The sequence below is a fragment of the Rhodococcus sp. NPDC057135 genome (assembly GCF_042670865.1).
Classification (GTDB): domain Bacteria; phylum Actinomycetota; class Actinomycetes; order Mycobacteriales; family Mycobacteriaceae; genus Rhodococcus_F.
This window is the reverse complement of sequence record NZ_JBHUUU010000001.1, coordinates 601726-623544: the sequence shown is the minus strand read 5'-3', so window position 1 is coordinate 623544 and position 21819 is coordinate 601726. Positions and strand designations below refer to the sequence as shown.

Below are 21819 nucleotides of genomic sequence, written 5' to 3'. Positions count from 1 at the left end.
GACCGATTGTCAGTCAACCATGTTCTCCGCGTGCACAACAGTCGAAAACGGAACTAAAAACGTTAAAAGTTCGCTACGAGAAATACAGCCCGCGACCGTGGTTTCCCGCGTGCGCGCCGACCACCCGGTTTCACCAAGACCGTTGACGGTTGCGTATCATCAAAACTGCAGGTAGCGACAGTTTCCGATTGCCGCCACGCCCCTACGCCGAGCCCGGAGAGTCACGTGAACGCACCTTCCCCGATCCCCGCCCCGGGAGGGAAGCCTGGCGAGACCTACGGGCAGATGCTGCTCGATCGCGTCGTCGCCGGGGTCAGTGGAAGCGAAAAACCACTGATGTTCACCGCGCAACTACCGGCTCGCGTAGCCGAGTTCACCGAATGGCCGGAGTGGGTGCACCCCAGCGTCGTACGCGCGCTCGCCGAACACAGCGTTCGGTCCCCGTGGATCCACCAGAGCGAGGCTGCCGGCCTCGCATACGAAGGAAAACACGTGGTCGTAGCCACCGGTACCGCGTCGGGTAAGTCTCTGGCATACCAACTCCCGGTGCTGACGGCCATGGCAACCGATCCGCTCGCAACAGCCCTCTACCTCTCGCCCACCAAAGCGCTGGGCTCCGATCAACTGCGAGCGGTGCTGTCCCTCACCGACTTCGACGTGGAACTTCGCAGCACCAACGCCAGTGCGTACGACGGCGACACCTCGCAAGAACTCCGCACCTGGGCGCGCGAGAACTCGCGCTGGCTTTTCACCAATCCCGACATGATCCACATTTCACTGCTCCGGACCCATCAGCGATGGGCGCACTTCTTCCGCAACCTGAAATACGTGATCATCGACGAATGCCACTCTTACAGGGGAGTCTTCGGATCGAACGTCGCGCTCGTGATCCGGCGACTGCGAAGGATTGCGGCCCGTTACGGCGCCGAACCCACCTTCATCCTGGCCAGCGCAACCACCGCAGATCCCGGCGCAGCAGCCTCGCGACTGATCGGCGCCCACTGCACCGAGGTCACGGAAGACGGATCGCCGCACGGCCCACGTACCGTCGCACTGTGGGAACCGCCGCTGCTCGAAGCATTGACCGGCGAAAACGGTAGCCCGGTACGACGTCCCGCGGGTGCGGAAGCTGCGCGGATCATGGCCGACCTCATGATCGAGGGCGCCCGCACTCTCACCTTCGTACGCTCCCGCCGCGGCGCCGAGCTGACCGCGATGGCCACCAAACGTCTACTCGCCGAGGTGGACCCGGACCTCGCCGAGCGAGTCGCGTCGTATCGCGCCGGATATCTGGCCGAGGACCGACGCGAACTTGAAGCTGCACTCGCCGACGGCACACTGCTGGGCGCAGCCACCACCAACGCACTGGAGCTCGGCGTCGACATCGCCGGCCTCGACGCCGTTGTCGTGGCAGGCTTCCCGGGCACCGTCGCGTCGTTCTGGCAGCAGGCCGGTCGCTCCGGGCGACGCGGTGAGGGTTCACTCGTCGTGTTGATCGCCCGCGACGATCCACTCGACACCTACCTCGTTCATCATCCGTCGGCAGTATTGGACAAACCCGTCGAGGCGACGGTGACAGATCCCGGAAACCCGTACGTTCTAGGACCACAACTTCTCTGCGCTGCAATGGAACTCCCACTTTCCGACGCCGAGGTGGACGCATTCGGGGCTCTCGAAGTTCTGACCAGACTGTCGGAGGAAGGCAAGATCCGGCGCCGAAAGCACGGGTGGTTCGTCACCGCTGATTCGAACCCCCACGGCTCTTTGGACATTCGCGGCGGCATCGGAACTCAGGTGGCCATTGTCGACGGTGAATCCGGCCGGATGCTCGGCACTGTCGACGCGGGCCGCGCTCCCGCCACAGTTCATCCCGGTGCCGTGCACATCCATCAAGGCGAAACCTACGTCGTCGACGAACTGGACCTCGATGTCGGACTCGCACTGGTTCACACCGAGAATCCCGACTGGACCACCTCGGCTCGCGAGACCACCGAAATCACGATCACCGAACAACTCGAGCACAAGAACTACGGCGACATCGCCGTCGCTCTCGTCCAAGTCGAGGTGACACATCAAGTCGTCGGGTACCTACGGCGGTTGACTTCGGGTGAAGTCCTCGACTCGATCGAACTCGACATGCCCGCACACACTTTGCCCACCAGGGCAGTGATGTACACGGTCACGCCGGAACTCCTCGAATCCATCGGGGTGCCGCCCGAACGGTTCCCCGGATCCTTGCATGCCGCCGAACATGCAGCGATCGGACTGCTGCCGCTGGTGGCGATCTGCGACCGCGGAGACATCGGCGGAGTATCGACCGCGATGCACGCGGACACCGGACTCCCGACGGTCTTCGTATACGACGGTCATGCCGGCGGCGCCGGGTTCGCCGACCGGGGGCACAGCGAACTGTCCCGATGGCTCACCGCGACGCGGGACGCCATTCTGTCCTGCGAATGCGCTCACGGCTGCCCGTCCTGCGTCTATTCACCCAAGTGCGGCAACGGAAACGATCCGCTCGACAAGGACGGCGCGGTGAAGGTTCTGACCGTCGTCATCGACACGATCAGCTGAGACACGATCAGCTGACCGGACCCGCACGAGCGTAAGCCTGCGCATCACCGATCCCGAAGCCCGACAACAACACCGGTGCGCGTATCTCGACGACTACATCCCACCCATGGACATCGCACTCCTCGAGCACCGTGCGCATCCGCTCCGCGATCACCGCGGACATTTCACACGCCGCCTCGTCACCGCCGTCCAAGGCGCCCGCACCGCCGAGGGCCGAAAGATCAGCCGCCGACTGCGCCGTGTGCCTGGCCACCACCGCGGACCCGACATGCAGTATCCCGCCGGTCACCAGCACGATCGCCGCCAGAATGCAGCATGCCAGAACCGTGGCAACACCTTCGTCGTCACGTAGGTTCACCCCTCCTCCACCCCCGGTTCCACTGCTGCCACCGCCTCGGAAGAGATGTCGACCAACGGCAGCAGCGTACTTTCGGCGCTGACGACGGCCACCGCAAAGCCGTCCACGATCTCCACCGAGACAGATGCACCGTCGGGTGCGATCCGGCGGGCCGTGGTGACCGCAGACTCACGATCACCACGTGCCACCAGACGTGCAGCCTCACGAGCGGCGTCAACACACCGAACCTGCATCGACACCGCCAGGACTCCGCCGATACACAGCACGACCACGGTGACGATCGACGCCAGGGCAATCGCGGCCTCGACCGTCACGGCGCCGTCGTCGGCTTGCCGAATACCTCTCGTGGACAACATCACACAGCCGTCTTGAGCGCCTTGTCGATGATGCCCGTCAGCGCCGAGACGATGGAGTCACCGGTGACCACGGTGTACAGGACGGCTCCGAACGCCGCGGCCGCAATCGTGCCGATCGCGTACTCCGCAGTGGACATGCCGTCGTCCTCGGCAACCAACAGGGCAAATCTGGCCGACACCGACCTCAACGTCTTCGAAATCATTTCTCCCCCTTCAATCGAAACCTGTGGCAGCACTTCTGCCGCAGGAGCTTTCACACGGATCCGGCTCACAGCAGGCCGTTACCGAGCACAGTTGTGGCAAGCCCGATCACCACCGGGACGATGCCCAAGGCGATGAAGGCGGGCAGGAAACACAGCCCGAGTGGGCCGCTGATCAACACTCCCGCGCGTTCGGCAGCGGCAGCCGCCAGATCCTCGGCCTCACCGCGACTACGCTCGGCAAGCTCGGTCATGGACGAGGACAACGACGAACCCGAACGCGCCGAGCGCCGGGCCATCCTGGCCAGGGCTTCGGTATCCGGATCGAGAGCGGCCTCGCTCCACGCGGCGTCGGGATCGGCGCCGAGCGCAAGAAGGTCGGCGACGCGACGAAGCGAATCGGCCATCGGTTTCGGCGCGGTCGACGCCATCGCAGTGATCGCGGCGGAGACGGGAAGCCCAGCGCGTAGGCAAGCTCCGAGAAGATCGAGACTTGCTGCTACCGCCAGTGGATCCGGCTTGTCGGCTACCGAAGCCTCGGATTCCGTCGTCGTGCTCGCGAGGAATATCCCTGCCACCCTGACCGAAGCACCGCGACGAGTGGGAACGATCACGAGCGCCAATGCGATCATCGCCGCCGACACCCAGTTCACGACGTCACCTTCGCAGTTATCCGATCAGTCCAGAGCAAACCAGCTGAGACACAAGCGGTTCCGATCACCAGGAGCACGCCGCCGAGCCCACCTCCGAACAGCACGCGCAACGGCGAAGCACCCATCAACTGCCCGAGACCGATCCCCAGCAGCGGGAGAAAGGCCAACACCGCAGCGGTCGCCCGAGCGCCTGCCAACCCGGCTTCGGTGCGTTGACGAAAGCGTCTACGTCCCAACATGTCCGTCCGGACGGCGCCGAGTAGTTCCGCCAGAGCCAGCCCGTGTTGGTCTGCGACCCGCCAGACGGATCCGATGCGGGAGAACTCACGCTCGATGCCGGAATCCGGTACCACGAAGGCGGCTGCGGCAGAACCGCCGAGACGCGCCCTCGCCCCAGCGGACCGGAACACCGCGCTCACTTCGCCGGTACATTCTTCGCCTGCAACAGAACTGGCCGCTGCAGGATGTGCGCCGACGCTCAACTCTGCGATCAGGACCTCCAAACCGGCGAGCAGCATCTTCTGTGAGAGGTCCCGGGTTTCGGCCGCCTTCGCGCGTCGGCCACGAAAGATCAGGGTTCCGGCGAGGACGACCGCCGCGCACCCGGCCGGAAGACCTCCGAGAACCCACGCGGCCGAGATCGCGAGAAATGCGGCGACGAACTCCCATGGAATCTGCCGGGAGGGCTTGTGGATACTCGGGTTGTACGTCGCGAGCCGAGCTCGTGAATCCCGCACCGGCGCAATCGAGACCGCCAACGCGAACGTCAAGAGGGACACTGTCACCTTCCGACCTCCCGATTGCGAAGCCGGAACATCCGCTCGAGCCGCTCACGACCCGAACCGCCGTCCGGCCACGCCTGCATGATTCGTACGTATCCGTCCGCACCGCGGTCGATGACACCGATCTGTTCGAGACGCCTCGATCCGTCGGCCAACCTGTGCACGTGCAGGATCACTTGAACCGCCGCGGCAAGTTGACTGTGCAGCGCGTGGCGATCCATACCGCCGAGCGCAGCCAACGCCTCGAGCCTGGCCGGCACCTCTTCGGGCGAATTGGCGTGAACGGTGCCGGCGCCGCCGTCGTGGCCGGTGTTCATCGCCGTGAGCAGATCCGTCACCTCTGCGCCGCGAACCTCACCGACAACGATGCGATCGGGACGCATCCGCAGAGCCTGCCGAACCAGATCGCGAACCGTCACCTCTCCGACGCCCTCGACGTTGGGAGCTCTGGCCACGAGACGGACGACGTGCGGATGCGGCGGCGCGAGTTCGGCCGCGTCCTCGACGCAGACGATTCGCTCGCGCGGGTCGACGGCACCGAGCATCGCGGACAACAACGTGGTCTTTCCCGCGCCAGTTCCGCCGATCACCAGAAAGGCCAAGCGAGAAGAGATGATGCGATTCAGGAGTTCGCGCGCATCCGGTTCCACGGCGCCGTGAGCGCACAGCGCGTCGAGGCCCTGTGTCGCCGGCCGCAGCACTCGCAGTGACACGCAGGTTCCGCCCTGGGCTACCGGCGCCAGTACGGCGTGCAGTCGCACCCCGAAGTGCCCGTCGCCGACGCCCCGCAGGCGCCCGTCTACCCACGGTTGGGCGTCGTCGAGGCGTCGACCTGCCGACAGCGCCAACCGTTGCGCCAGTCGACGCACAGCTGCCTCGTCGGTGAACCGCACCCCTGACCTTTCGAGGCCGACCCCGCGGTCCACCCAGACCTGATCCGGCGCGGTCACCAGTACGTCGGCGACCCCGGGTTCGTGAAGCAGGGGTTCGAGCGGCCCTGCGCCCGTCAGTTCCGTCTGGAGCACCCTGACGACCTCCAACAGGTCGGTGTCCGCCAGAACGCCGGAGGACTCGGCTCGTACGGCATCGGCAACGGTGGCTGCCGTCGGTTCGGCAACCGACGACGCCGTCAATCGCTCGCGAACGCGGTCGAGCAGTTCGGCCGTGACCAACGCACTCATGCCGCAGCCCTGCGCGGGCGCGCTCCGGATTCGACGGCGTCGAGTACCGCTGTTGCCGCCAGACTCAACGGACAACCGCGGGTCAATTCGAGGCCACCGCGCTCGAGCATCGGCGCCAGCGAACGGTGGCCACGCATGACGGCCGTCAGGGGCAGGCCGAGCATGTCCGCCACGTCCGCGCCGCGTAGCCCTCCCGGCGCCGGCCCACGCACGACGAGTCCGACGTTGGAGTTGTGTCGCATCACCCAGGCCCCGACCTTCTCGGCAGCGACACACGCGGCCACGGTGGCCGGAACCACGACGAGGACAAAGTCAGAGATCTCCAGGACGGCCTGGCCGACCTCGCTGGGGTGACGCGGCAGGTCGCAGACCACGAGTCCCCCGGACCTGCGACCTGCGTCCAACACGGCGCGAACAGCGGTCACCGTCGGACCGTCGATCTCACGCCGACTGCTCGCCAGAACCCTCAAGAACTTTCCCTTTGCCGGCAACGCATCACGCAGCGCGTCCGGCGCCAACCGTCCGCCCTCGACGGTCAGTGCACCCCAGCGCAATCCGGGGGCCGTCTCGATACCCAACAGGACGTCGGCGCCGGAACCGAGTGCGTCGACGTCCACCAGCAGCGTCGGGACGTGACGCGCCGCCGACGTCAACGCGACGGCCGCCGCTGTTGCCGAAGCTCCGCCGCCGCCACAACCACCCACCACGCTCACGACGGTGCCGTCACCCCCTACGTCGACGTGGTCGGCCAGAACTGCGACCAACGCGTTCTCCTCTTCGGGCAGAGACAGAACGCTGTCGGCTCCGATCGCTGTGGCGCTCTTCCAATCGTCGACGGTCGGTGTGCCGTCGCATACGAGGAACACTCGCGTTCGCTTCGGGGAACGCGCCAGCGCATCTCGCGCGGCCGACGCGTCCAATACGACCGCCGAGGCCCGGTTCCACTGTTGCCGGGACACGGGATGCTCAGCTTCGTCCAGACGGCGGTCCACCGCGGCAGCGACGCGTCGCACACTCGCGAGGACCTTCGCGTCGTCGACGAGAACCAGAATGCAGGCGCCGGTTTCCCGAGAATTGATCGTCGTGTTCATGACTGCAGAGCCTGAACGAGCACGGGCACCGAAAACAGTGCGGTGAACGACCCTGTGGACAACTACGAAGTTGTGGAGAAACGGGCCGCAGACAAAGGACGACCCCCGCCAATGGGGGGAGGAGGCGGGGGCCGTCTGAGTTCAGCCCCGGGGGGTCGGGCTGAACTAGTTCGAACGAATCGAACAGCAACGATCTTACACCCGACATCGGCGAGAAACGCAAGCCTGAGCTGCACTGAACTGCTGTTTTTCGCCGAAAGAGGATGCTTGCCGAGGAGCACACGAACCGCCTGTCGGACTATCCTCATTCCTGTGACCGACAAGCCTGCGAACGGACTGAATACCGGGCGGACAGCCGCTTTCTTCGATTTGGACAAAACGATCATCGCGAAGTCGAGCACCCTGGCGTTCAGCAAGCCATTCTTCGCCCAGGGTCTGATCAATCGACGCTCGGTTCTCAAGAGCAGCTATGCACAATTCCTGTTCCTACTGTCCGGCGCCGATCACGATCAGATGGAGCGCATGCGCGAGCACCTGACGGCGATGTGTGCGGGTTGGGACGTTGAGCAGGTGAAGGCCATCGTCGCGGAGACTCTGCACGACATCGTCGACCCACTCGTCTTCGCCGAGGCGGCCGATCTGATCGCAGATCACAAGCTGCGTGGACACGACGTCATCGTGGTGTCGGCTTCGGGTGAAGAGATCGTCGCACCGATCGCCCGCGCCCTCGGCGCGACCCATTCCGTCGCGACGTCGATGAGGGAAGAAGACGGCCACTACACCGGCGAGGTCGACTTCTACTGCTACGGTCCGGGCAAGGTCGAGGCGATGGAAAAACTTGCCGCGGAGTACGGCTACGACCTCGCCGCCAGTTACGCCTACTCCGACTCGGTGACCGATTTGCCCATGCTCGAGGCGGTCGGACATCCCACCGCGGTCAACCCCGATCGTGCATTGCGCAAGGAAGCAGCCGTAAATGGTTGGCCCATACTGACTTTCTCGAATCCGGTCTCACTTCGTGCGCGATTGTCGGCCCAATCCACGACGACGGTGGCCACTACTGCCGCGGTGGGAATCGCAGCCGTGGTGGCCGGCGCCATGACCTTCGGGCTACTACGCCGGAAACGCTGAAATCCAAGGCCCACAAACAAAAATTGGTACTTGCTGTGAGCCCGGACACAGGGTACAAAGGAGTTACGGAAGAACGGAAGGCCAGGAACGGCTCGGAAGAGAAGGACCGTTTCCCCAACTGAAATTCCTAGCACGGGCACTAGGGCACCCACGCGGAGCACAAGCCACTATAAGGGCAGAAGCGTTGTGGGCCTGCGAGATTCGTTCAATTTGAGCGAGGACCCCGCACAGGTTGCGGGGACGACCTCAGAAAGTGCGATCCCTCGCCGAGGCCACCCACACAACCCACCGAGCACGCTTGGTAACGAGTAGTCCGTGCTGACGGGCGGCGAAGTCGATTTATCGGCAGCGCCGCCCGTTCGTTATGTTCCGACAGGGGCAATTGTCCGGACTACCCGGTAGCCGCGTCTGCAATCGAAGTCGCTTCTCGCGCACCGGCTTCGAGCGCACCGCAGCACAGGATCACCCAGCTGCCGACGCCCGCCGGATTTCCCGAAGCGAATCCTGCCGCGCCGTCCGCGTACGCCTGTGGCCGCCGAAGCCAACTGACCTCGGGGACCCCGAGATTGTGCGGATCCAACCCCGACGAGACCGCAACCAGACGCGAGGCCGCGCGGGCGACGATGCCGTCAGCTGTGCCGAACGGGCTCAGCGCCAAGAGTTCTCCGTGAACGACGGCTGCCAGAACCGGTGCCGGTGCAGTGGTTCCGCCGGTGACGAGTTGGGCGAGAGCGTCCAAACGCTCCCCCACGCCGCGGTCCGACCGTGGCCGTCCCAGTTGATCCGCGTCCTCGACGAGGTCTGCCGCGGCCAACAGGTGCAGCCGGGCCAAAGCCTGCAGTGGGGCGCGCTTCCACGTCGACTCCATGAGCGGCAGGCTGTCGCCGTCCAGAGCCTGAGCTACCCGCAGAGCACCCGCGAGAATCGGGTCACCGGCCATGCCCTCGGCCGGCAATTCCGTGGTGCCGCCGGCCAACGAAGCGGAGGCTCGCGCAGCGCGAACCGCGGCTTCGGCGGCAGTGGTGGGCCAACCGCGACGGTTGGTCTTGTGCCGATGAACCTCACCCAGAGCGTCGCGCGCATGATCGGCGGCGGCGCGTACGCCTGGAAGATCGACGAGGGGCTGCAAGGGGTCCGTCACGATCAACGACGGTACCCTTGCAGCCCCTCTGCGGACTTGCCTACCTACCTGTTGCGTCAGCTTCCCAGCTTGATGGACCCACCGGGAATCGCGTCGAGCAACTTGCGTGTGTAGTCCTGCTGCGGATTGCCGAACACGTCGTCGATCGGCGCCGATTCGACGATCGAGCCACGCGACATCACCAACACGTTGTCCGCGATCTGACGAACCACGGCCAGGTCGTGCGTGATGAAGAGGTACGTCAACCCGAACTCTGCCTGCAGGTCGTTCAGCAGGGTCAATATCTGATCCTGAACGAGCACGTCGAGAGCGGAGACCGCCTCGTCGCAGATCACGACCTCCGGTTGCAGAGCCAGCGCGCGCGCAATTGCGACGCGCTGACGCTGTCCACCGGAGAGCTCGTTCGGGAAGCGTCGCATGACCGACTGGGGCAGACCCACCTTGTCGAGAAGTTCGCGGACACGAGCCTCACGCTCGGCCTTGGTCCCGACCTTGTGGGTACGCAGCGGCTCCTCGATCGTGCGGTAGATCGAGTACATCGGGTCGAGCGTGCCGTAGGGGTTCTGGAAGATCGGCTGCACTCGGCGACGGAACGCAAAGGTTTCCTTCGCGCCGAGTTTCGCCACGTCCTGACCGTCGAAGACCACGTTTCCTGCCGTGGGCTCGAGCAGGCCCAGGACCATCTGCGCGACCGTCGACTTACCGGAACCCGATTCACCGACGATCGCCGTTGTGGTTCCGCGGCGGACCTTGAAGGACACGTCGTTCACGGCTGTGAAGTCGGTGGTCTTGCGGAAACCCTTGCGCAGCTTGAACACCTTGGTCAGATGATCGACGACAAGAACGTCGTCGGTCGCCTTTCCGAAGGACTCTGCCGTACTTTCCTCGGCCTTGACCGCTTCGGCGACCTCTTCCGCCTGTTCCCGAATCTCGGCGCGCGCTACCGAAGAACTGAGTCGCTTCGACGCCAACGACGGCGCAGCAGCGACCAGCTTCTGTGTGTACGGATGCTGCGGTCGCTTCAGAATCTCCAGTGCCGGACCGGATTCGACGATGCGCCCCTTGCTCATCACGATCAGGTGCTCGGCGCGCTCGGCGGCCAAGCCCAGATCGTGAGTGATGAGCAGAACGGCGGTGCCGAGTTCCGTGGTCAGACCGTCGAGATGATCGAGGATCTGACGCTGGACGGTGACGTCGAGCGCCGACGTCGGCTCGTCCGCGATCAGCAGCTTCGGACGAGCGGACAACCCGATCGCGATGAGTGCACGCTGACGCATACCGCCCGAGAACTCGTGCGGGTACTGCCCCAACCTGCTCTCGGCTTCGGCGAGGCCGGCCTCCTCGAGCAGTTCGGCGGCGCGAACCTTGCCAGCTTTGCCCTTGGCGATCCCGTTGGCGGCCAGTGCTTCCTCGATCTGAAAGCCCACTTTCCACACGGGATTCAGATTCGACATCGGGTCCTGCGGAACCAAACCGATCTGGCTGCCCCGGATGTGGACGAAGTCTTTCTCCGAAAGCTTCGAGATGTCCTTGCCGTCGAAGATGATCTCGCCTGCCGTCACCTTGCCGGTGCCGGGAAGCAGATTGATGATCGAGTGGGCGGTGGTGGACTTACCCGAGCCCGATTCGCCGACGATGGCGACCGTCTGACCCGGATAGACCGTCAGGCTGACGCCTCGAACTGCCGGAACGGGACCCGAATTGGACTGGAACGACACCTCGAGATCACGAATCTCGAGCAACGGAGTTTCCTCCGAGGTGAGAGTTTCCTTGGTGGTCATCGTGCTCACCGCTTCCGAGACTTGGGATCGAGGGCGTCGCGCAGCGCGTCACCCATCATGATGAATCCGAGGACGGTGATCGCCAAAGCCGTTGCCGGGTAGAACAGAATGGTCGATCCCTGACGCAGCGTCACCTGAGCGTTGCTGATGTCGCCGCCCCACGAAACCTCGGTGGACGGAAGTCCGATACCGAGGAAGGACAGCGTCGCCTCGGCGACGATGTACGTGCCGAGCGAGATGGTGGCGACAACGATGATGGGCGCCAACGAGTTCGGGATGACGTGGCGGATCAGTGTCTTGAGCTTCGAAACACCCAACGCTTCCGAAGCCATGACGTAATCGTTGTTCTTCGCCGAGATCACCGCGCCTCGAGCAATTCGTGCCATCTGCGGCCAACCGAAGAGTGCCAGGACGCCGACGACGGTCCAGATGGTGCGATCGGTGAACAGCTGCATCAGAACGATGGCAGCGAGGATCAGCGGGATACCGAAGAAGATGTCGGCGACGCGGGAGAGAATCGAATCGGTCCAGCCGCCGTAGAACCCGGAAAGCGCGCCGAAGATCACTCCGATCACCAGCACCGACGCAGTGACGCCGACGCCCACGAGTACGGACGCGCGGGCACCGTAGATGGTGCGCGAGTAGACGTCACAACCCTGGCGGTCGAACCCGAACCAGTGGCCGGAGGTCGGTCCCTGCATGCTGTAGGTGAGGTCGCAGAACCGCGGATCGGTACTCGTGAACAAGCCCGGAAACGCTGCGATGACGATGACCGCGAGGATGATGATCGTCGAGATGATGAACAGGGGACGCTTGCGCAGATCGCGCCACGCGTCGGTCCACATACTCGTCGGCGCCTGATCGAGTTTGACGGCGTCCGTCTCCCCCGGTGCCGCAACTTCGGGCGGTGCCACGAAATGACTTTGCCGGACGGCGCGTCCGGTCTTCACGGTCTCAGACATAGCGGATCCTCGGATCGAGCGCGGCGTACAAGAGGTCGACGAGCAGATTTGCGATCAGGTAGATCACGATGAGAATGGTGACGAACGAAACCACCGTCGGTGCTTCACCTCTGGTCACCGCTTGGTAGATCGTGCCGCCGACGCCGTTGATGTTGAAGATGCCCTCGGTGACGATGGCGCCGCCCATCAACGTTGCGAGGTCGGCACCCAGGAACGTGACCACGGGGATCAGCGAGTTGCGCAGCACGTGCACGCGAACCACTCGCCCGCGGGAAAGTCCCTTGGCGGTGGCGGTGCGCACGTAGTCGGCACTCAGGTTCTCCGCCACGGATGTTCGGGTCAGTCGCAGTACGTATGCAAACGAGACCGAACCCAGAACCAGGGCGGGGAGCAAGAGATTGGTGAAGCTGGTGTTGCCACCGACCGTCGGCGGGACGATGCCCCATTTGACGCCGATGAAGAACTGAGCCAGGAAGCCGATCACGAAGATCGGGATGGCGATGAGAACGAGGCTGAACAGCAGGACGGTGCTGTCGAAGAATCCGCCCTTACGCAGGCCGGCGATGAGGCCGAAGCCGACACCGAAGACGGTCTCGACGATCAGTGCCATGAAGGCAAGTTTCATCGTGATCGGAAATGCCTGTGCCAGAACTTCACTGACAGGTCGTCCGGAGAACGACGTGCCGAAGTCCAGCGTGAAGATGCCCTTCAGGTACAGCAGGTACTGCTGATAGAAGGGGAGATCGAGGTGGTAGCGCTCCCGAAGCTGTGCTGCCACAGCCGGACTGAGCGCCTTGTCGCCCGCCAACGCGGCAATCGGATCACCGGGAAGCAGGAAGACCATGGCGTAGATCAGAAGAGTGGCCCCGAGAAAAACCGGGATCATTTGAAGCACTCGGCGACCGATGTACCAGAGCATCGGATCACCTCCTTGTCGATGATCGTGTACGTCAGCGGACAGTCCGGTGTGAACACGAGTTCGGGACGGCAGGCAGGGCGCCTGCCGCCCCGAACTCACGTTTCAGATGCGGATCGTTCTACGCGTCAGTTCTTTTCGATGTCTTCGTAGACCGGAATGCCGTTCCAGCTGATGGTCACGTTGGAGACGTTCTCCGACCATCCACTGGCAGCGTTGCGGTACCACGTCGGAATTGCAGGCAGGTCCTTGAGCAGCACTTCCTGAGCCTGATCGAGCAGTTCCTGAGCCTTCGCCTTGTCCGTCTGGCCGGCCGATTCGCGCAGGAGGCGGTCGAACTCGGGGTTGGAGTACTCACCGTCGTTTGAGCTGCCGCCGGTCTGGTAGTTCTGCGCCAGGAAGCCGTACTGCTGCGGGTAGTCGCCCTGCCAGCCGGAGCGGAACGCGCTCTGGATGGTGCGGTCGGTGGCTTCGGTGCGGATCTGCGCAAAGGTGGCGTACTGCTTGCCCTTTGCATCGATGCCGAGCGTGTTGCGGATGCTGTTCGCCGTGGCGTCGACCCATTCCTGGTGTCCGCCGTCCGAGTTGTATCCGATCTCGAAGCTGCCGGACCACGGCGCGATGGCGTCGGCCTTGGCCCAAGCGGCCTTGGCTGCCTCGGGGTCGAACTTCAGGTTGCCGTTACCGGTCAGCGAGTCGTTCCAACCCTCGATTGCGGGGCTGGTGAAGTCGAGAGCAGGCGTCCTGGTCTTGTTGAAGATCTGCTGCGTGATCTGATCGCGGTTGATCGCCATCGAGATCGCCTGACGGCGGAGCATGCCTTCTTCACCGCTGAAGTGCGCCAGGCGCCCCGGGATCGTGAACGTCTCGATGGTTGCCGACGGCTGGTTGACCGTGCGACCGGCAAGATCGGACTCGAAGGTCGTGACCGCGCTCGGCGGGACCTGGTCGAGGACGTCGACGTTGTTGGCGAGGAGATCGGTGTACGCCGTGTCGAGGCTGTTGTACATGATGAAGTCGACGCCGGCGTTCTTCGGCTTACGGTTGCCGTTGTAGTCCGGGTTCACGACCGTGTCGATGCGGACGTTGTGCTGCCACGCGCCGGTTCCGTCGAGCTTGTACGGGCCGTTGCCGACCGGGTTCTCGCCGAATGCGGTCATGTCCTTGAACGCGACCTCGGGCAGCGGGTAGTACGCCGTGAAACCGAGGCGGTCGGGGAACGCCGACTCGGGCTGCTTGAGTTCGATGGTGAAGGTGGAGTCGTCCACAACCTTCAGACCCGACATCGTCTGAGCCGTCGGAACCTCGGCGGCAACTTCGTCGTAGCCCTTGATCGGATCGAAGAACGATGCCTGGATCTGAGCGTTGGTGGAGAGGGCTCCGAAGTTCCACGCGTCGACGAACGACTTCGCGGTGACGGGGGTGCCGTCTGTGAAGGTCCAGCCATCCTTGAGCTTGACGGTGAAGTTCTGACCGTCGGTGCTCTCGATGGACTCGGCGACCTCGTTCTCCGTGCCGCCGTCGGCGGTGTACGAAACGAGACCGGCGAACAGGGAGTCGAGGACGCGGCCGCCCTGGTTCTCACTCGTGTTCGTGGGGATGAGCGGGTTCTGGGGCTCGCCCGCCCAGGCGTTGACGACGCCGCTGGACGATCCGCCCGACGAATCGCCGGACGAACATGCCGTGATCAGCACTGCCGTCATTCCGAGCGCGACCGCGCCGGTCGCTATGCGTGAGATACGCAAAGGAATTCCTTCCACATCTAAGTGACCCCGAGCATGCTCGCGGCCTGCCGACAGCCGTAACTGCCGGCGTCGTGTCGCCTACAACTGAAAGTGAACGTGACTTCGAGTTGCGGTCGAATAATGGTTTGACAATAGACACATCGAACCCGAAGCGCGCACCGCACCCATTGTTGGAAAATTGGGGGTAATTGAATTCGCACACATTCGTTCGTCGGCAGAAGTGACCACCCGTCGCATCGTTTCGACCGATCGTCGCAGGACAACGGGTTGCAACGTGATGCAACGGTGCGTTTGCGCGAGCTTGTGACTACCCTCACACGGAGTCAGAAAAGTGTCGATCAAAGTGGAAAGAAGGCCGTCAGCCATGACAAGCGCAGCCGAAACAGACGTCCCCCAGGCATATCCGCCGAGCGCAGAGTTCGCTGCGGCCGCCAACGCGGGACCGGAGTTGCAGGCTGCCGCAGATACCGACCGCCTCGCTTTCTGGGCGAATCAGGCTGAGCGCCTTCACTGGCACGAAAAATGGACCGACGTCCTCGACTGGACCGACGCCCCCGTCGCCAAGTGGTTCGTCGGCGGAAAACTCAACGTCGCCTACAACTGCGTCGACCGCCACGTCCTCGCCGGCAACGGTGACCGCGTCGCCATCCACTTCGAAGGCGAACCGGGCGATTCCCGCGATCTGACCTACAACGACCTCCTCGCCGAAGTCAGCCGCGCCGCAAACACTTTCACCGACCTCGGCCTCGTCGCCGGTGACCGCGTCGCGATCTACATGCCGATGATCCCCGAAGCGATCGTCACCATGCTCGCCTGCGCCCGCCTCGGCCTGACCCACTCCGTCGTCTTCGCCGGATTCTCCGCCACCGCCCTGCGCTCACGCATCGACGACGCCCAGGCCAAGCTCGTCGTCACCGTCGACGGTCAGTGGCGACGCGGCGCAGCAGCACCCATCAAGACCGCGGTCGACGAATCCGTCGCCGGCGCCGAATCCGTGCAGAACGTGTTGGTGGTCAACCGAACCGGCATCGACGTCGACTGGACCGACGGCCGCGACCTGTGGTGGCACGAGACCGTCGCACAGGCCTCACCCGAACATCAGGCGCAGGCTTTCGACGCCGAACATCCCCTGTTCATCCTCTACACCTCCGGCACCACCGGTAAGCCCAAGGGCATCATCCACACCTCCGGCGGCTACCTCACCCAAGCCTCCTACACACACCACAACGTCTTCGATCACAAAGCCGGACAAGACGTTTACTGGTGCACCGCAGACATCGGCTGGGTCACCGGACACTCCTACATCGTCTACGGCCCCCTCTCCAACGGCGTCACCCAGGTCGTCTACGAAGGCACCCCCAACTCCCCCGACGAGCACCGCCACTTCAACATCATCGAGAAGTACGGCGTCTCCATCTACTACACCGCACCCACCCTCGTGCGCACCTTCATGAAGTGGGGCCGCGAGATCCCCGACGCCCACGACCTGTCTTCCATCCGCCTCCTCGGCTCCGTCGGCGAACCCATCAACCCCGAAGCGTGGCGCTGGTTCCGCGACGTCATCGGCGGCAACAAGGCACCCATCGTCGACACCTGGTGGCAGACCGAGACCGGCGCGATCATGATCTCCCCACTCCCCGGTATCACCGCCACCAAGCCCGGATCCGCCATGGCGCCGCTCCCCGGTATCTCAGCCAAGATCGTCGACGACGACGCCAAGCCCCTCGGCCCCGGCGGCAACGGATACCTCGTCCTCGACGAGCCGTGGCCGGCGATGCTCCGCGGCATCTGGGGCGACATGGACCGTTACCGCGACACCTACTGGTCCCGCTACGCCGAAGAAGGCTGGTACTTCGCCGGTGACGGCGCCAAGTACGACGACGACGGCGCACTCTGGGTCCTCGGCCGCGTCGACGACGTCATGAATGTCTCCGGGCACCGCATCTCCACCTCCGAAGTGGAATCGGCACTGGTCAACCACCACGGCGTCGCAGAAGCCGCCGTGGTCGGCGCCGCAGACGAGACCACCGGACAGGGCATCGTCGCCTTCGTCATCCTCCGCGAAGGCGTCGAGAACACCGGCGACGTCCTGATCGCCGAGCTCAAGGCTCAGGTCTCCACCGACATCAGCCCCATCGCCAAGCCCCGTCAGATCACGATCGTGCCGGAACTGCCCAAAACCCGATCCGGCAAGATCATGCGCCGCCTCCTGCGCGACGTCGCCGAAGGTCGAGACCTCGGAGACACCTCAACCCTGGTCGACCCCAAGGTATTCGACGCGATACGCGGCAAGTAGGGCCTTCGGCCCCCTGTGCGCCTTTTTGGTAGTGGGAACTACCAAGAAGGCGCACAGGGGCGGAGCCCCTCTCGCAACTTCACTTCCTCTTTCGACGTCAGCCAGGACTCCTCGGCCACGCGAATATCTGCAGCAACCCGCTTGTGCAAGGACTTTCCGCGCGCGGAGAGAAACACGCGCACCTTCCGGCGGTCGTCCTCACCGACTTCGCGATAGATGAGCGCAAGCGAGACCAGCTTGTCCGCGACTCGCGTCAGCGTCGGAGCCGGCGTTCCCGTTCGATCGCGCAGCTCAGCCATCGTCAGCCCCTCGGTCGACGCCAAGGCTTCGAGCGTCATCCAGTGATCGAGAGTGAGATTCTCTGCCGCCAGCGCCTTCTCCGCCGCTGCCGCGGCCATTCGAGCTGCTCGGACCAGCGCGGTCGTCAGCGACGCATCAAGAATTCCGGAGTCACTTTTTCTCACTGATCGCTCCCCCGCTGTTGCGCAGTTCACACTTCTCGGGCAATACTTTCAAATGAAATGATAGTAACCCAGGCCAGGCCGCTGACTCCCGATTCCGGCGGCGACGCATGAGCGCTACCGGCGCGCTCGAACGCGCGCGCAGCGCGGTGTGGCGCCTGGGCATGGTGGTTCCCCTCCAGGGACCGGCCGGACTGTTCGGTCCCTCCTGCGAAGCAATCAGCGAATTGGCCGCCCGCGACCTCAACAACTCCGGTGGCGTACTGGGACGCGAAGTCCAGATCGAAGTGATCGACGGCGGCGCTTCGCCGAGCGCCGTCGCCGCCCGCGTGCAACAGCTACTCGACGCCGGCGACATCGACGCCGTCAGCGGCTGGCACATCTCCTCGGTGCGCCACGCGCTTGCGCCCGTGGTCGCCGACCGCATCCCGTACTCGTACACCTCGCTCTACGAGGGCGGCGAGGTCAGGTCCGGCATCTACTGCTCGGGTGAGACACCACGGCAGCAGATCGCGCCGGCACTGAAGTGGCTGCGCGACAACGTCGGAGCGCGTAAGTGGTTTGTCGTGGGCGACGACTACATCTGGCCGCACAGCTCACTGGGGGCCGTCCGACAGTTCGCGACCGAACTCGACCTCACCCTGGTCGGTGGTTCGTTTGTCGACCTGGGTCGCGGCAACATGAAACAGCTGGTCGAGACCGTCTCGAACTCCGGGTGCGACGGCGTGATCATGCTCCTCGTCGGGCAGGACGCCGTCGACTTCAACCGCGCCTTCGCCCGCCGCGGCCTCGACGAATCGATGATCCGATTCAGCCCGTTGATGGAAGAGAACATGCTGCTCGCGAGCGGACCGAGGGCAACCCGAAACCTGTTTGCCTCTGCCGCGTACTTCCGTTCGATGGTCGACGGCAACTCCATGGACCTGCTCGGACGCTACGTTGCACTGCACGGCGCGCACGCCCCAGCACTGAACAATGCTGCCGAGTCGTGTTACGAAGGAATACATACCCTTTCGGCCCTGGTTCGACGCGCCGACAGCACACATCCGCGCGACCTGGACGCCGTCGTCGAAGGCGCCGCGTACGACGGACCTCGCGGAACCGTCGAGTTTCGTGATCGTGTTGCACGGCAGAAGATTCAGCTTGCCGTCGCCGACGGACTCGACTTCTCGATCATCGCCACCCTCTGAAATCTTTCCCTGAGATTCACCTCTTGACTTCTGTGGCGCGCATCACTTAGTTTCATTTGGAATCATTTCATTTGAAAGTAACCCGTCCCGAAAGTAACCGGAGGTGTCCGATGGGCAGTGTTGGTTTGCTTTACGTGGGAGCCGTCCTTTTCGTCAACGGACTGATGCTGCTCGGCACAGTTCCCGTTCGATCCGCCTCGGTCCTCAACCTCTTCGTCGGCGCTCTTCAGTGCGTCGTCCCCACCGTCATGTTGATTCAGGCACAGGGAGATTCGAGTGCCGTCCTGGCGGCCTCGGGGCTCTACCTGTTCGGATTCACCTACCTCTACGTGGGCATCAGCAATCTCGCCGGCTTCGAACCGGAAGGAATCGGATGGTTCTCGCTGTTCGTCGCGTGCGCCGCACTGGTGTATTCCTTCCTCTCGTTCACGGTGAGCAACGATCCGGTATTCGGCGTCATCTGGCTCGCGTGGGCAGCACTCTGGACACTGTTCTTCCTGGTGCTCGGCTTGGGCCGGGAAAATCTCGGCCGCTTCACCGGTTGGGCCGCAGTCCTTCTGAGCCAGCCCACCTGCACGGTTCCCGCCTTCCTGATCCTGACCGACAACTTCCACACCACGCCTGCCGTCGCGGCCGGCTGGGCCGGAGCACTTCTGGTTCTCCTGGGTCTGGCCAAGATCCTCGCCGCCCCCAAAGCCGCAGTACCCCAATCCCGTCCAGTCTTCAACTGATCCACACAACCAAGGAGTGAAAGACAATGCGACACGGTGACATCTCCTCGAGCAACGACACAGTCGGCGTAGCAGTGGTCAATTACAAGATGCCCCGCCTGCACGATCGCGCGGGCGTCCTCGAGAACGCGCGCAAGATCGCCGACATGATGATCGGCATGAAGACCGGTCTCCCCGGAATGGATCTCGTGGTCTTCCCCGAATACTCCACGCAGGGAATCATGTACGACGAAGAGGAAATGTACGCGACAGCGGCCACCATCCCCGGTGACGAGACTGCGATCTTCTCCGCTGCATGCCGCGAAGCCGACACGTGGGGGATCTTCTCCATCACCGGCGAACAGCACGAAGATCACCCGAACAAGCCGCCGTACAACACGTTGATCCTCATCGACAACAAGGGCGAGATCGTTCAGAAGTACCGAAAGATCCTGCCCTGGTGCCCCATCGAAGGGTGGTACCCCGGTGACACCACCTATGTTTCCGAGGGACCCAAGGGACTGAAGATTTCGCTGATCATCTGCGACGACGGTAACTACCCGGAGATCTGGCGCGACTGCGCGATGAAGGGCGCAGAACTGATCGTCCGCTGCCAGGGATACATGTACCCCGCCAAGGACCAGCAGGTGATGATGTCGAAGGCGATGGCCTGGGCCAACAATTGTTATGTGGCAGTAGCCAATGCGGCCGGATTCGACGGCGTCTACTCCTACTTCGGACACTCGGCCATCATCGGATTCGACGGTCGAACGCTGGGTGAAACCGGCGAGGAAGAGTACGGAATCCAGTACGCGCAGCTGTCCGTCTCGGCCATTCGTGATGCGCGCGAGAACGATCAGTCCCAGAACCACATCTTCAAGCTCCTCCACCGCGGCTACTCCGGCGTCCATGCAGCCGGTGACGGAGACAAGGGCGTCGCGGACTGCCCGTTCGAGTTCTACAAGCTGTGGGTCACCGACGCCCAGAAGGCTCAGGAACGCGTCGAGGCCATCACCCGAGACACGGTGGGTGTAGCGGATTGCCGCGTCGGAAACCTACCGGTCGAGAAGACAATCGAAGCGTAAGGATCTCGCCGTGCCGTATATCACCGACATGCTCCATGACCGGAACAGTGCAACAGCAGCACCACCCCCGGCCGAGGAACGAACCGAGCCCGCACCGGTAGGAGCCTTCGACGCACAGAAGCTCTCGAAGGCCCTCGGTTCCAAGATCGTCGGACAACAGGCCGCCGTCGACGCTGTGGTTCGCGCAATTTCGATCGCGCATGTCGGCGCCACGGATCCGACGCGTCCGCTCGCCAACATCCTTCTGGTCGGCCCCACCGGCGTCGGCAAGACGGAGTTGGTGCGGCGGGTGGCCGCGGAACTACGGTCAGGGCCCGACGATCTGTGCCGCATAGACATGAATGCTCTAGCACAAGAGCACTATGCGGCATCGTTCTCCGGCGCTCCGCCTGGATATGCCGGCAGCAAGGAGTCCTTCACACTGTTCGACAAGAACACCGTCGAGGGCGATCCGTACACCCCCGGAATCGTCCTGTTCGACGAAGTGGAGAAGGCCGACCCCACCGTGCTGCGTGCGCTCCTGCAGGTCCTCGACAACGGCGAGCTCCGGTTGGCGAACGGTCAGCAGAAGATCTCGTTCCGCAACAGCTACGTGTTCCTGACGTCGAATCTCGGTTCGGCTGCGGTGGCGGAACGTCGACGGTCCCGGCTACGACAGATCGCGGATCGCCTCCGGATCGATCGACCGCGCCACGGTCACCACCTGGTGCAGCGCGCGTTGGAGAAGTTCTTCGACCCCGAGTTCTTCAACCGCATCGACGAAACCGTGATCCTCGACGAGTTCGACGAACGGACGGCGGAGCAGGTCACTCGGCTCGAAATCGGACTGATCACAGCTCGGTTGGCCAGGAGAGGCGTCGACGTGGAGGTGGACGACAACGCCGTCGCTCTCCTGCAGCGACGCGGATTCGATCCGGTGTACGGAGCGCGTGGGCTGCGCCGGACCATCCGGAACGTCCTGGCTGACCCGGTGGCCGGCGCCGTTCTCAACCTGCGACCGGTCGGGACGCAGCCACTCGTCTTGCAGGCCCGGGCAGTTGGTGATCAGATACAGGTAAAGAAAGCCCCATGAGTGCTCGCTCACGTTGCGGATCGAATCCGCAACGTGGGCGACACATTTCAAACATGTCCGCGTAACGCCACCTCCCTAGGTTGGGTGCCTGCACCACAAAGTGCACATGCACAGGCACCCAGGGGAAGTGACGT

20 protein-coding genes are annotated in these 21819 nt (G+C 63.8%); 7 read left to right on the top strand and 13 right to left on the bottom strand.

The window, feature by feature from the left end; translation table 11 throughout:
• Positions 1-285: 285 nt before the first annotated feature.
• Positions 286-2574 (top strand): DEAD/DEAH box helicase, encoded by a 2289-nt coding sequence (locus ACFT1A_RS02945; RefSeq protein WP_378445778.1) that lies wholly within the window; start codon positions 286-288, stop codon positions 2572-2574.
• Between the two features lie 7 nt (positions 2575-2581).
• On the opposite strand, the gene ACFT1A_RS02940 is transcribed toward ACFT1A_RS02945, so the two are convergent.
• The 7 genes from ACFT1A_RS02940 to ssd all read right to left on the bottom strand — a co-directional run bounded on the left by ACFT1A_RS02940 (position 2582) and on the right by ssd (position 7195).
• Positions 2582-2932: an Rv3654c family TadE-like protein gene (locus tag ACFT1A_RS02940; RefSeq protein WP_378445757.1), complete on the bottom strand. Its 351-nt coding sequence runs from the start codon at positions 2930-2932 to the stop codon at positions 2582-2584.
• A complete protein-coding gene (locus ACFT1A_RS02935) occupies positions 2929-3288 on the bottom strand; it encodes a TadE family type IV pilus minor pilin (protein ID WP_378445756.1) in 360 nt (119 codons plus the stop codon). The genes ACFT1A_RS02940 and ACFT1A_RS02935 overlap by 4 nt, the downstream gene beginning before the upstream one ends.
• A complete protein-coding gene (locus ACFT1A_RS02930) occupies positions 3288-3491 on the bottom strand; it encodes a DUF4244 domain-containing protein (RefSeq protein WP_230816494.1) in 204 nt (67 codons plus the stop codon). Before ACFT1A_RS02930 ends, ACFT1A_RS02935 begins: the two co-directional genes overlap by 1 nt.
• Positions 3492-3556: 65 nt before the next feature.
• Positions 3557-4141 carry a type II secretion system F family protein gene (locus ACFT1A_RS02925; protein ID WP_378445755.1) on the bottom strand — a complete coding sequence of 195 codons (585 nt, stop codon included), beginning with the start codon at positions 4139-4141 and terminating at the stop codon, positions 3557-3559.
• Positions 4138-4926 (bottom strand): type II secretion system F family protein, encoded by a 789-nt coding sequence (locus tag ACFT1A_RS02920; RefSeq protein WP_378445754.1) that lies wholly within the window; start codon positions 4924-4926, stop codon positions 4138-4140. Before ACFT1A_RS02920 ends, ACFT1A_RS02925 begins: the two co-directional genes overlap by 4 nt.
• The gene (locus ACFT1A_RS02915; RefSeq protein WP_378445753.1) at positions 4923-6104 is read right to left on the bottom strand and encodes a TadA family conjugal transfer-associated ATPase; all 1182 of its coding nucleotides are present in this window, start codon (positions 6102-6104) and stop codon (positions 4923-4925) included. The genes ACFT1A_RS02920 and ACFT1A_RS02915 overlap by 4 nt, the downstream gene beginning before the upstream one ends.
• On the bottom strand, positions 6101-7195 hold the full coding sequence (ssd, locus tag ACFT1A_RS02910; protein ID WP_378445752.1) for a septum site-determining protein Ssd: 1095 nt from the start codon (positions 7193-7195) through the stop codon (positions 6101-6103). Before ssd ends, ACFT1A_RS02915 begins: the two co-directional genes overlap by 4 nt.
• Before the next feature lie 312 nt (positions 7196-7507).
• Between ssd and ACFT1A_RS02905 the strand changes: the two genes are divergently transcribed.
• Positions 7508-8326, top strand: coding sequence for an HAD-IB family hydrolase (locus tag ACFT1A_RS02905; protein WP_214887644.1), 819 nt, complete (start codon positions 7508-7510; stop codon positions 8324-8326).
• Between the two features lie 391 nt (positions 8327-8717).
• Here the strand turns inward: ACFT1A_RS02905 and ACFT1A_RS02900 are convergent, their stop codons facing one another.
• From ACFT1A_RS02900 to ACFT1A_RS02880, 5 genes are all read right to left on the bottom strand, one after another.
• Entirely contained in the window at positions 8718-9467 is a 750-nt protein-coding gene (locus ACFT1A_RS02900) for an oxidoreductase (protein ID WP_378445751.1), read from the bottom strand.
• A gap of 56 nt (positions 9468-9523) precedes the next feature.
• Positions 9524-11248: a dipeptide ABC transporter ATP-binding protein gene (locus ACFT1A_RS02895; RefSeq protein ID WP_378445750.1), complete on the bottom strand. Its 1725-nt coding sequence runs from the start codon at positions 11246-11248 to the stop codon at positions 9524-9526.
• A gap of 5 nt (positions 11249-11253) precedes the next feature.
• On the bottom strand, positions 11254-12210 hold the full coding sequence (locus tag ACFT1A_RS02890) for an ABC transporter permease (protein WP_003946092.1): 957 nt from the start codon (positions 12208-12210) through the stop codon (positions 11254-11256).
• Entirely contained in the window at positions 12203-13129 is a 927-nt protein-coding gene (locus tag ACFT1A_RS02885; RefSeq protein WP_007732434.1) for an ABC transporter permease, read from the bottom strand. The genes ACFT1A_RS02890 and ACFT1A_RS02885 overlap by 8 nt, the downstream gene beginning before the upstream one ends.
• 125 nt (positions 13130-13254) lie before the next feature.
• On the bottom strand, positions 13255-14871 hold the full coding sequence (locus ACFT1A_RS02880) for an ABC transporter substrate-binding protein (RefSeq protein ID WP_378445749.1): 1617 nt from the start codon (positions 14869-14871) through the stop codon (positions 13255-13257).
• A 364-nt stretch (positions 14872-15235) separates the two neighbouring features.
• On the opposite strand from ACFT1A_RS02880, the gene acs reads away from it, so the two are divergent.
• A complete protein-coding gene (acs, locus tag ACFT1A_RS02875; RefSeq protein ID WP_378445748.1) occupies positions 15236-17167 on the top strand; it encodes an acetate--CoA ligase in 1932 nt (643 codons plus the stop codon).
• Between the two features lie 38 nt (positions 17168-17205).
• Here acs and ACFT1A_RS02870 read toward each other — a convergent pair whose 3' ends face one another.
• Positions 17206-17631: a MarR family winged helix-turn-helix transcriptional regulator gene (locus ACFT1A_RS02870; RefSeq protein WP_378445747.1), complete on the bottom strand. Its 426-nt coding sequence runs from the start codon at positions 17629-17631 to the stop codon at positions 17206-17208.
• Between the two features lie 107 nt (positions 17632-17738).
• Between ACFT1A_RS02870 and ACFT1A_RS02865 the strand changes: the two genes are divergently transcribed.
• The 4 genes from ACFT1A_RS02865 (at position 17739) to ACFT1A_RS02850 (ending at position 21685) form a co-directional block, all read left to right on the top strand.
• Positions 17739-18818, top strand: coding sequence for a substrate-binding domain-containing protein (locus tag ACFT1A_RS02865; RefSeq protein WP_378445746.1), 1080 nt, complete (start codon positions 17739-17741; stop codon positions 18816-18818).
• 110 nt (positions 18819-18928) lie between these two features.
• On the top strand, positions 18929-19549 hold the full coding sequence (locus tag ACFT1A_RS02860; RefSeq protein WP_378445745.1) for an AmiS/UreI family transporter: 621 nt from the start codon (positions 18929-18931) through the stop codon (positions 19547-19549).
• 26 nt (positions 19550-19575) lie between these two features.
• Complete coding sequence (locus ACFT1A_RS02855; protein ID WP_230816507.1) at positions 19576-20613, top strand: aliphatic amidase; 1038 nt, start codon at positions 19576-19578, stop codon at positions 20611-20613.
• A 10-nt stretch (positions 20614-20623) separates the two neighbouring features.
• Positions 20624-21685 (top strand): AAA family ATPase, encoded by a 1062-nt coding sequence (locus ACFT1A_RS02850; RefSeq protein ID WP_378445744.1) that lies wholly within the window; start codon positions 20624-20626, stop codon positions 21683-21685.
• Positions 21686-21819 lie beyond the last annotated feature (134 nt).

What these genes read in the sequence shown, in the direction of transcription:
- ACFT1A_RS02855 (WP_230816507.1), top strand. Translation starts at nt 19,576, where the DNA reads ATGCGACACGGTGACATCTCCTCGAGCAACGACACAGTCGGCGTAGCA.
- ACFT1A_RS02895 (WP_378445750.1), bottom strand. Translation starts at nt 11,248, where the DNA reads ATGACCACCAAGGAAACTCTCACCTCGGAGGAAACTCCGTTGCTCGAG.
- ssd (WP_378445752.1), bottom strand. Translation starts at nt 7,195, where the DNA reads ATGAACACGACGATCAATTCTCGGGAAACCGGCGCCTGCATTCTGGTT.
- ACFT1A_RS02935 (WP_378445756.1), bottom strand. Translation starts at nt 3,288, where the DNA reads ATGTTGTCCACGAGAGGTATTCGGCAAGCCGACGACGGCGCCGTGACG.
- ACFT1A_RS02930 (WP_230816494.1), bottom strand. Translation starts at nt 3,491, where the DNA reads ATGATTTCGAAGACGTTGAGGTCGGTGTCGGCCAGATTTGCCCTGTTG.
- ACFT1A_RS02945 (WP_378445778.1), top strand. Translation starts at nt 286, where the DNA reads ATGCTGCTCGATCGCGTCGTCGCCGGGGTCAGTGGAAGCGAAAAACCA.
- acs (WP_378445748.1), top strand. Translation starts at nt 15,236, where the DNA reads ATGACAAGCGCAGCCGAAACAGACGTCCCCCAGGCATATCCGCCGAGC.
- ACFT1A_RS02885 (WP_007732434.1), bottom strand. Translation starts at nt 13,129, where the DNA reads ATGCTCTGGTACATCGGTCGCCGAGTGCTTCAAATGATCCCGGTTTTT.
- ACFT1A_RS02865 (WP_378445746.1), top strand. Translation starts at nt 17,739, where the DNA reads ATGAGCGCTACCGGCGCGCTCGAACGCGCGCGCAGCGCGGTGTGGCGC.
- ACFT1A_RS02860 (WP_378445745.1), top strand. Translation starts at nt 18,929, where the DNA reads ATGGGCAGTGTTGGTTTGCTTTACGTGGGAGCCGTCCTTTTCGTCAAC.
- ACFT1A_RS02915 (WP_378445753.1), bottom strand. Translation starts at nt 6,104, where the DNA reads ATGAGTGCGTTGGTCACGGCCGAACTGCTCGACCGCGTTCGCGAGCGA.
- ACFT1A_RS02890 (WP_003946092.1), bottom strand. Translation starts at nt 12,210, where the DNA reads ATGTCTGAGACCGTGAAGACCGGACGCGCCGTCCGGCAAAGTCATTTC.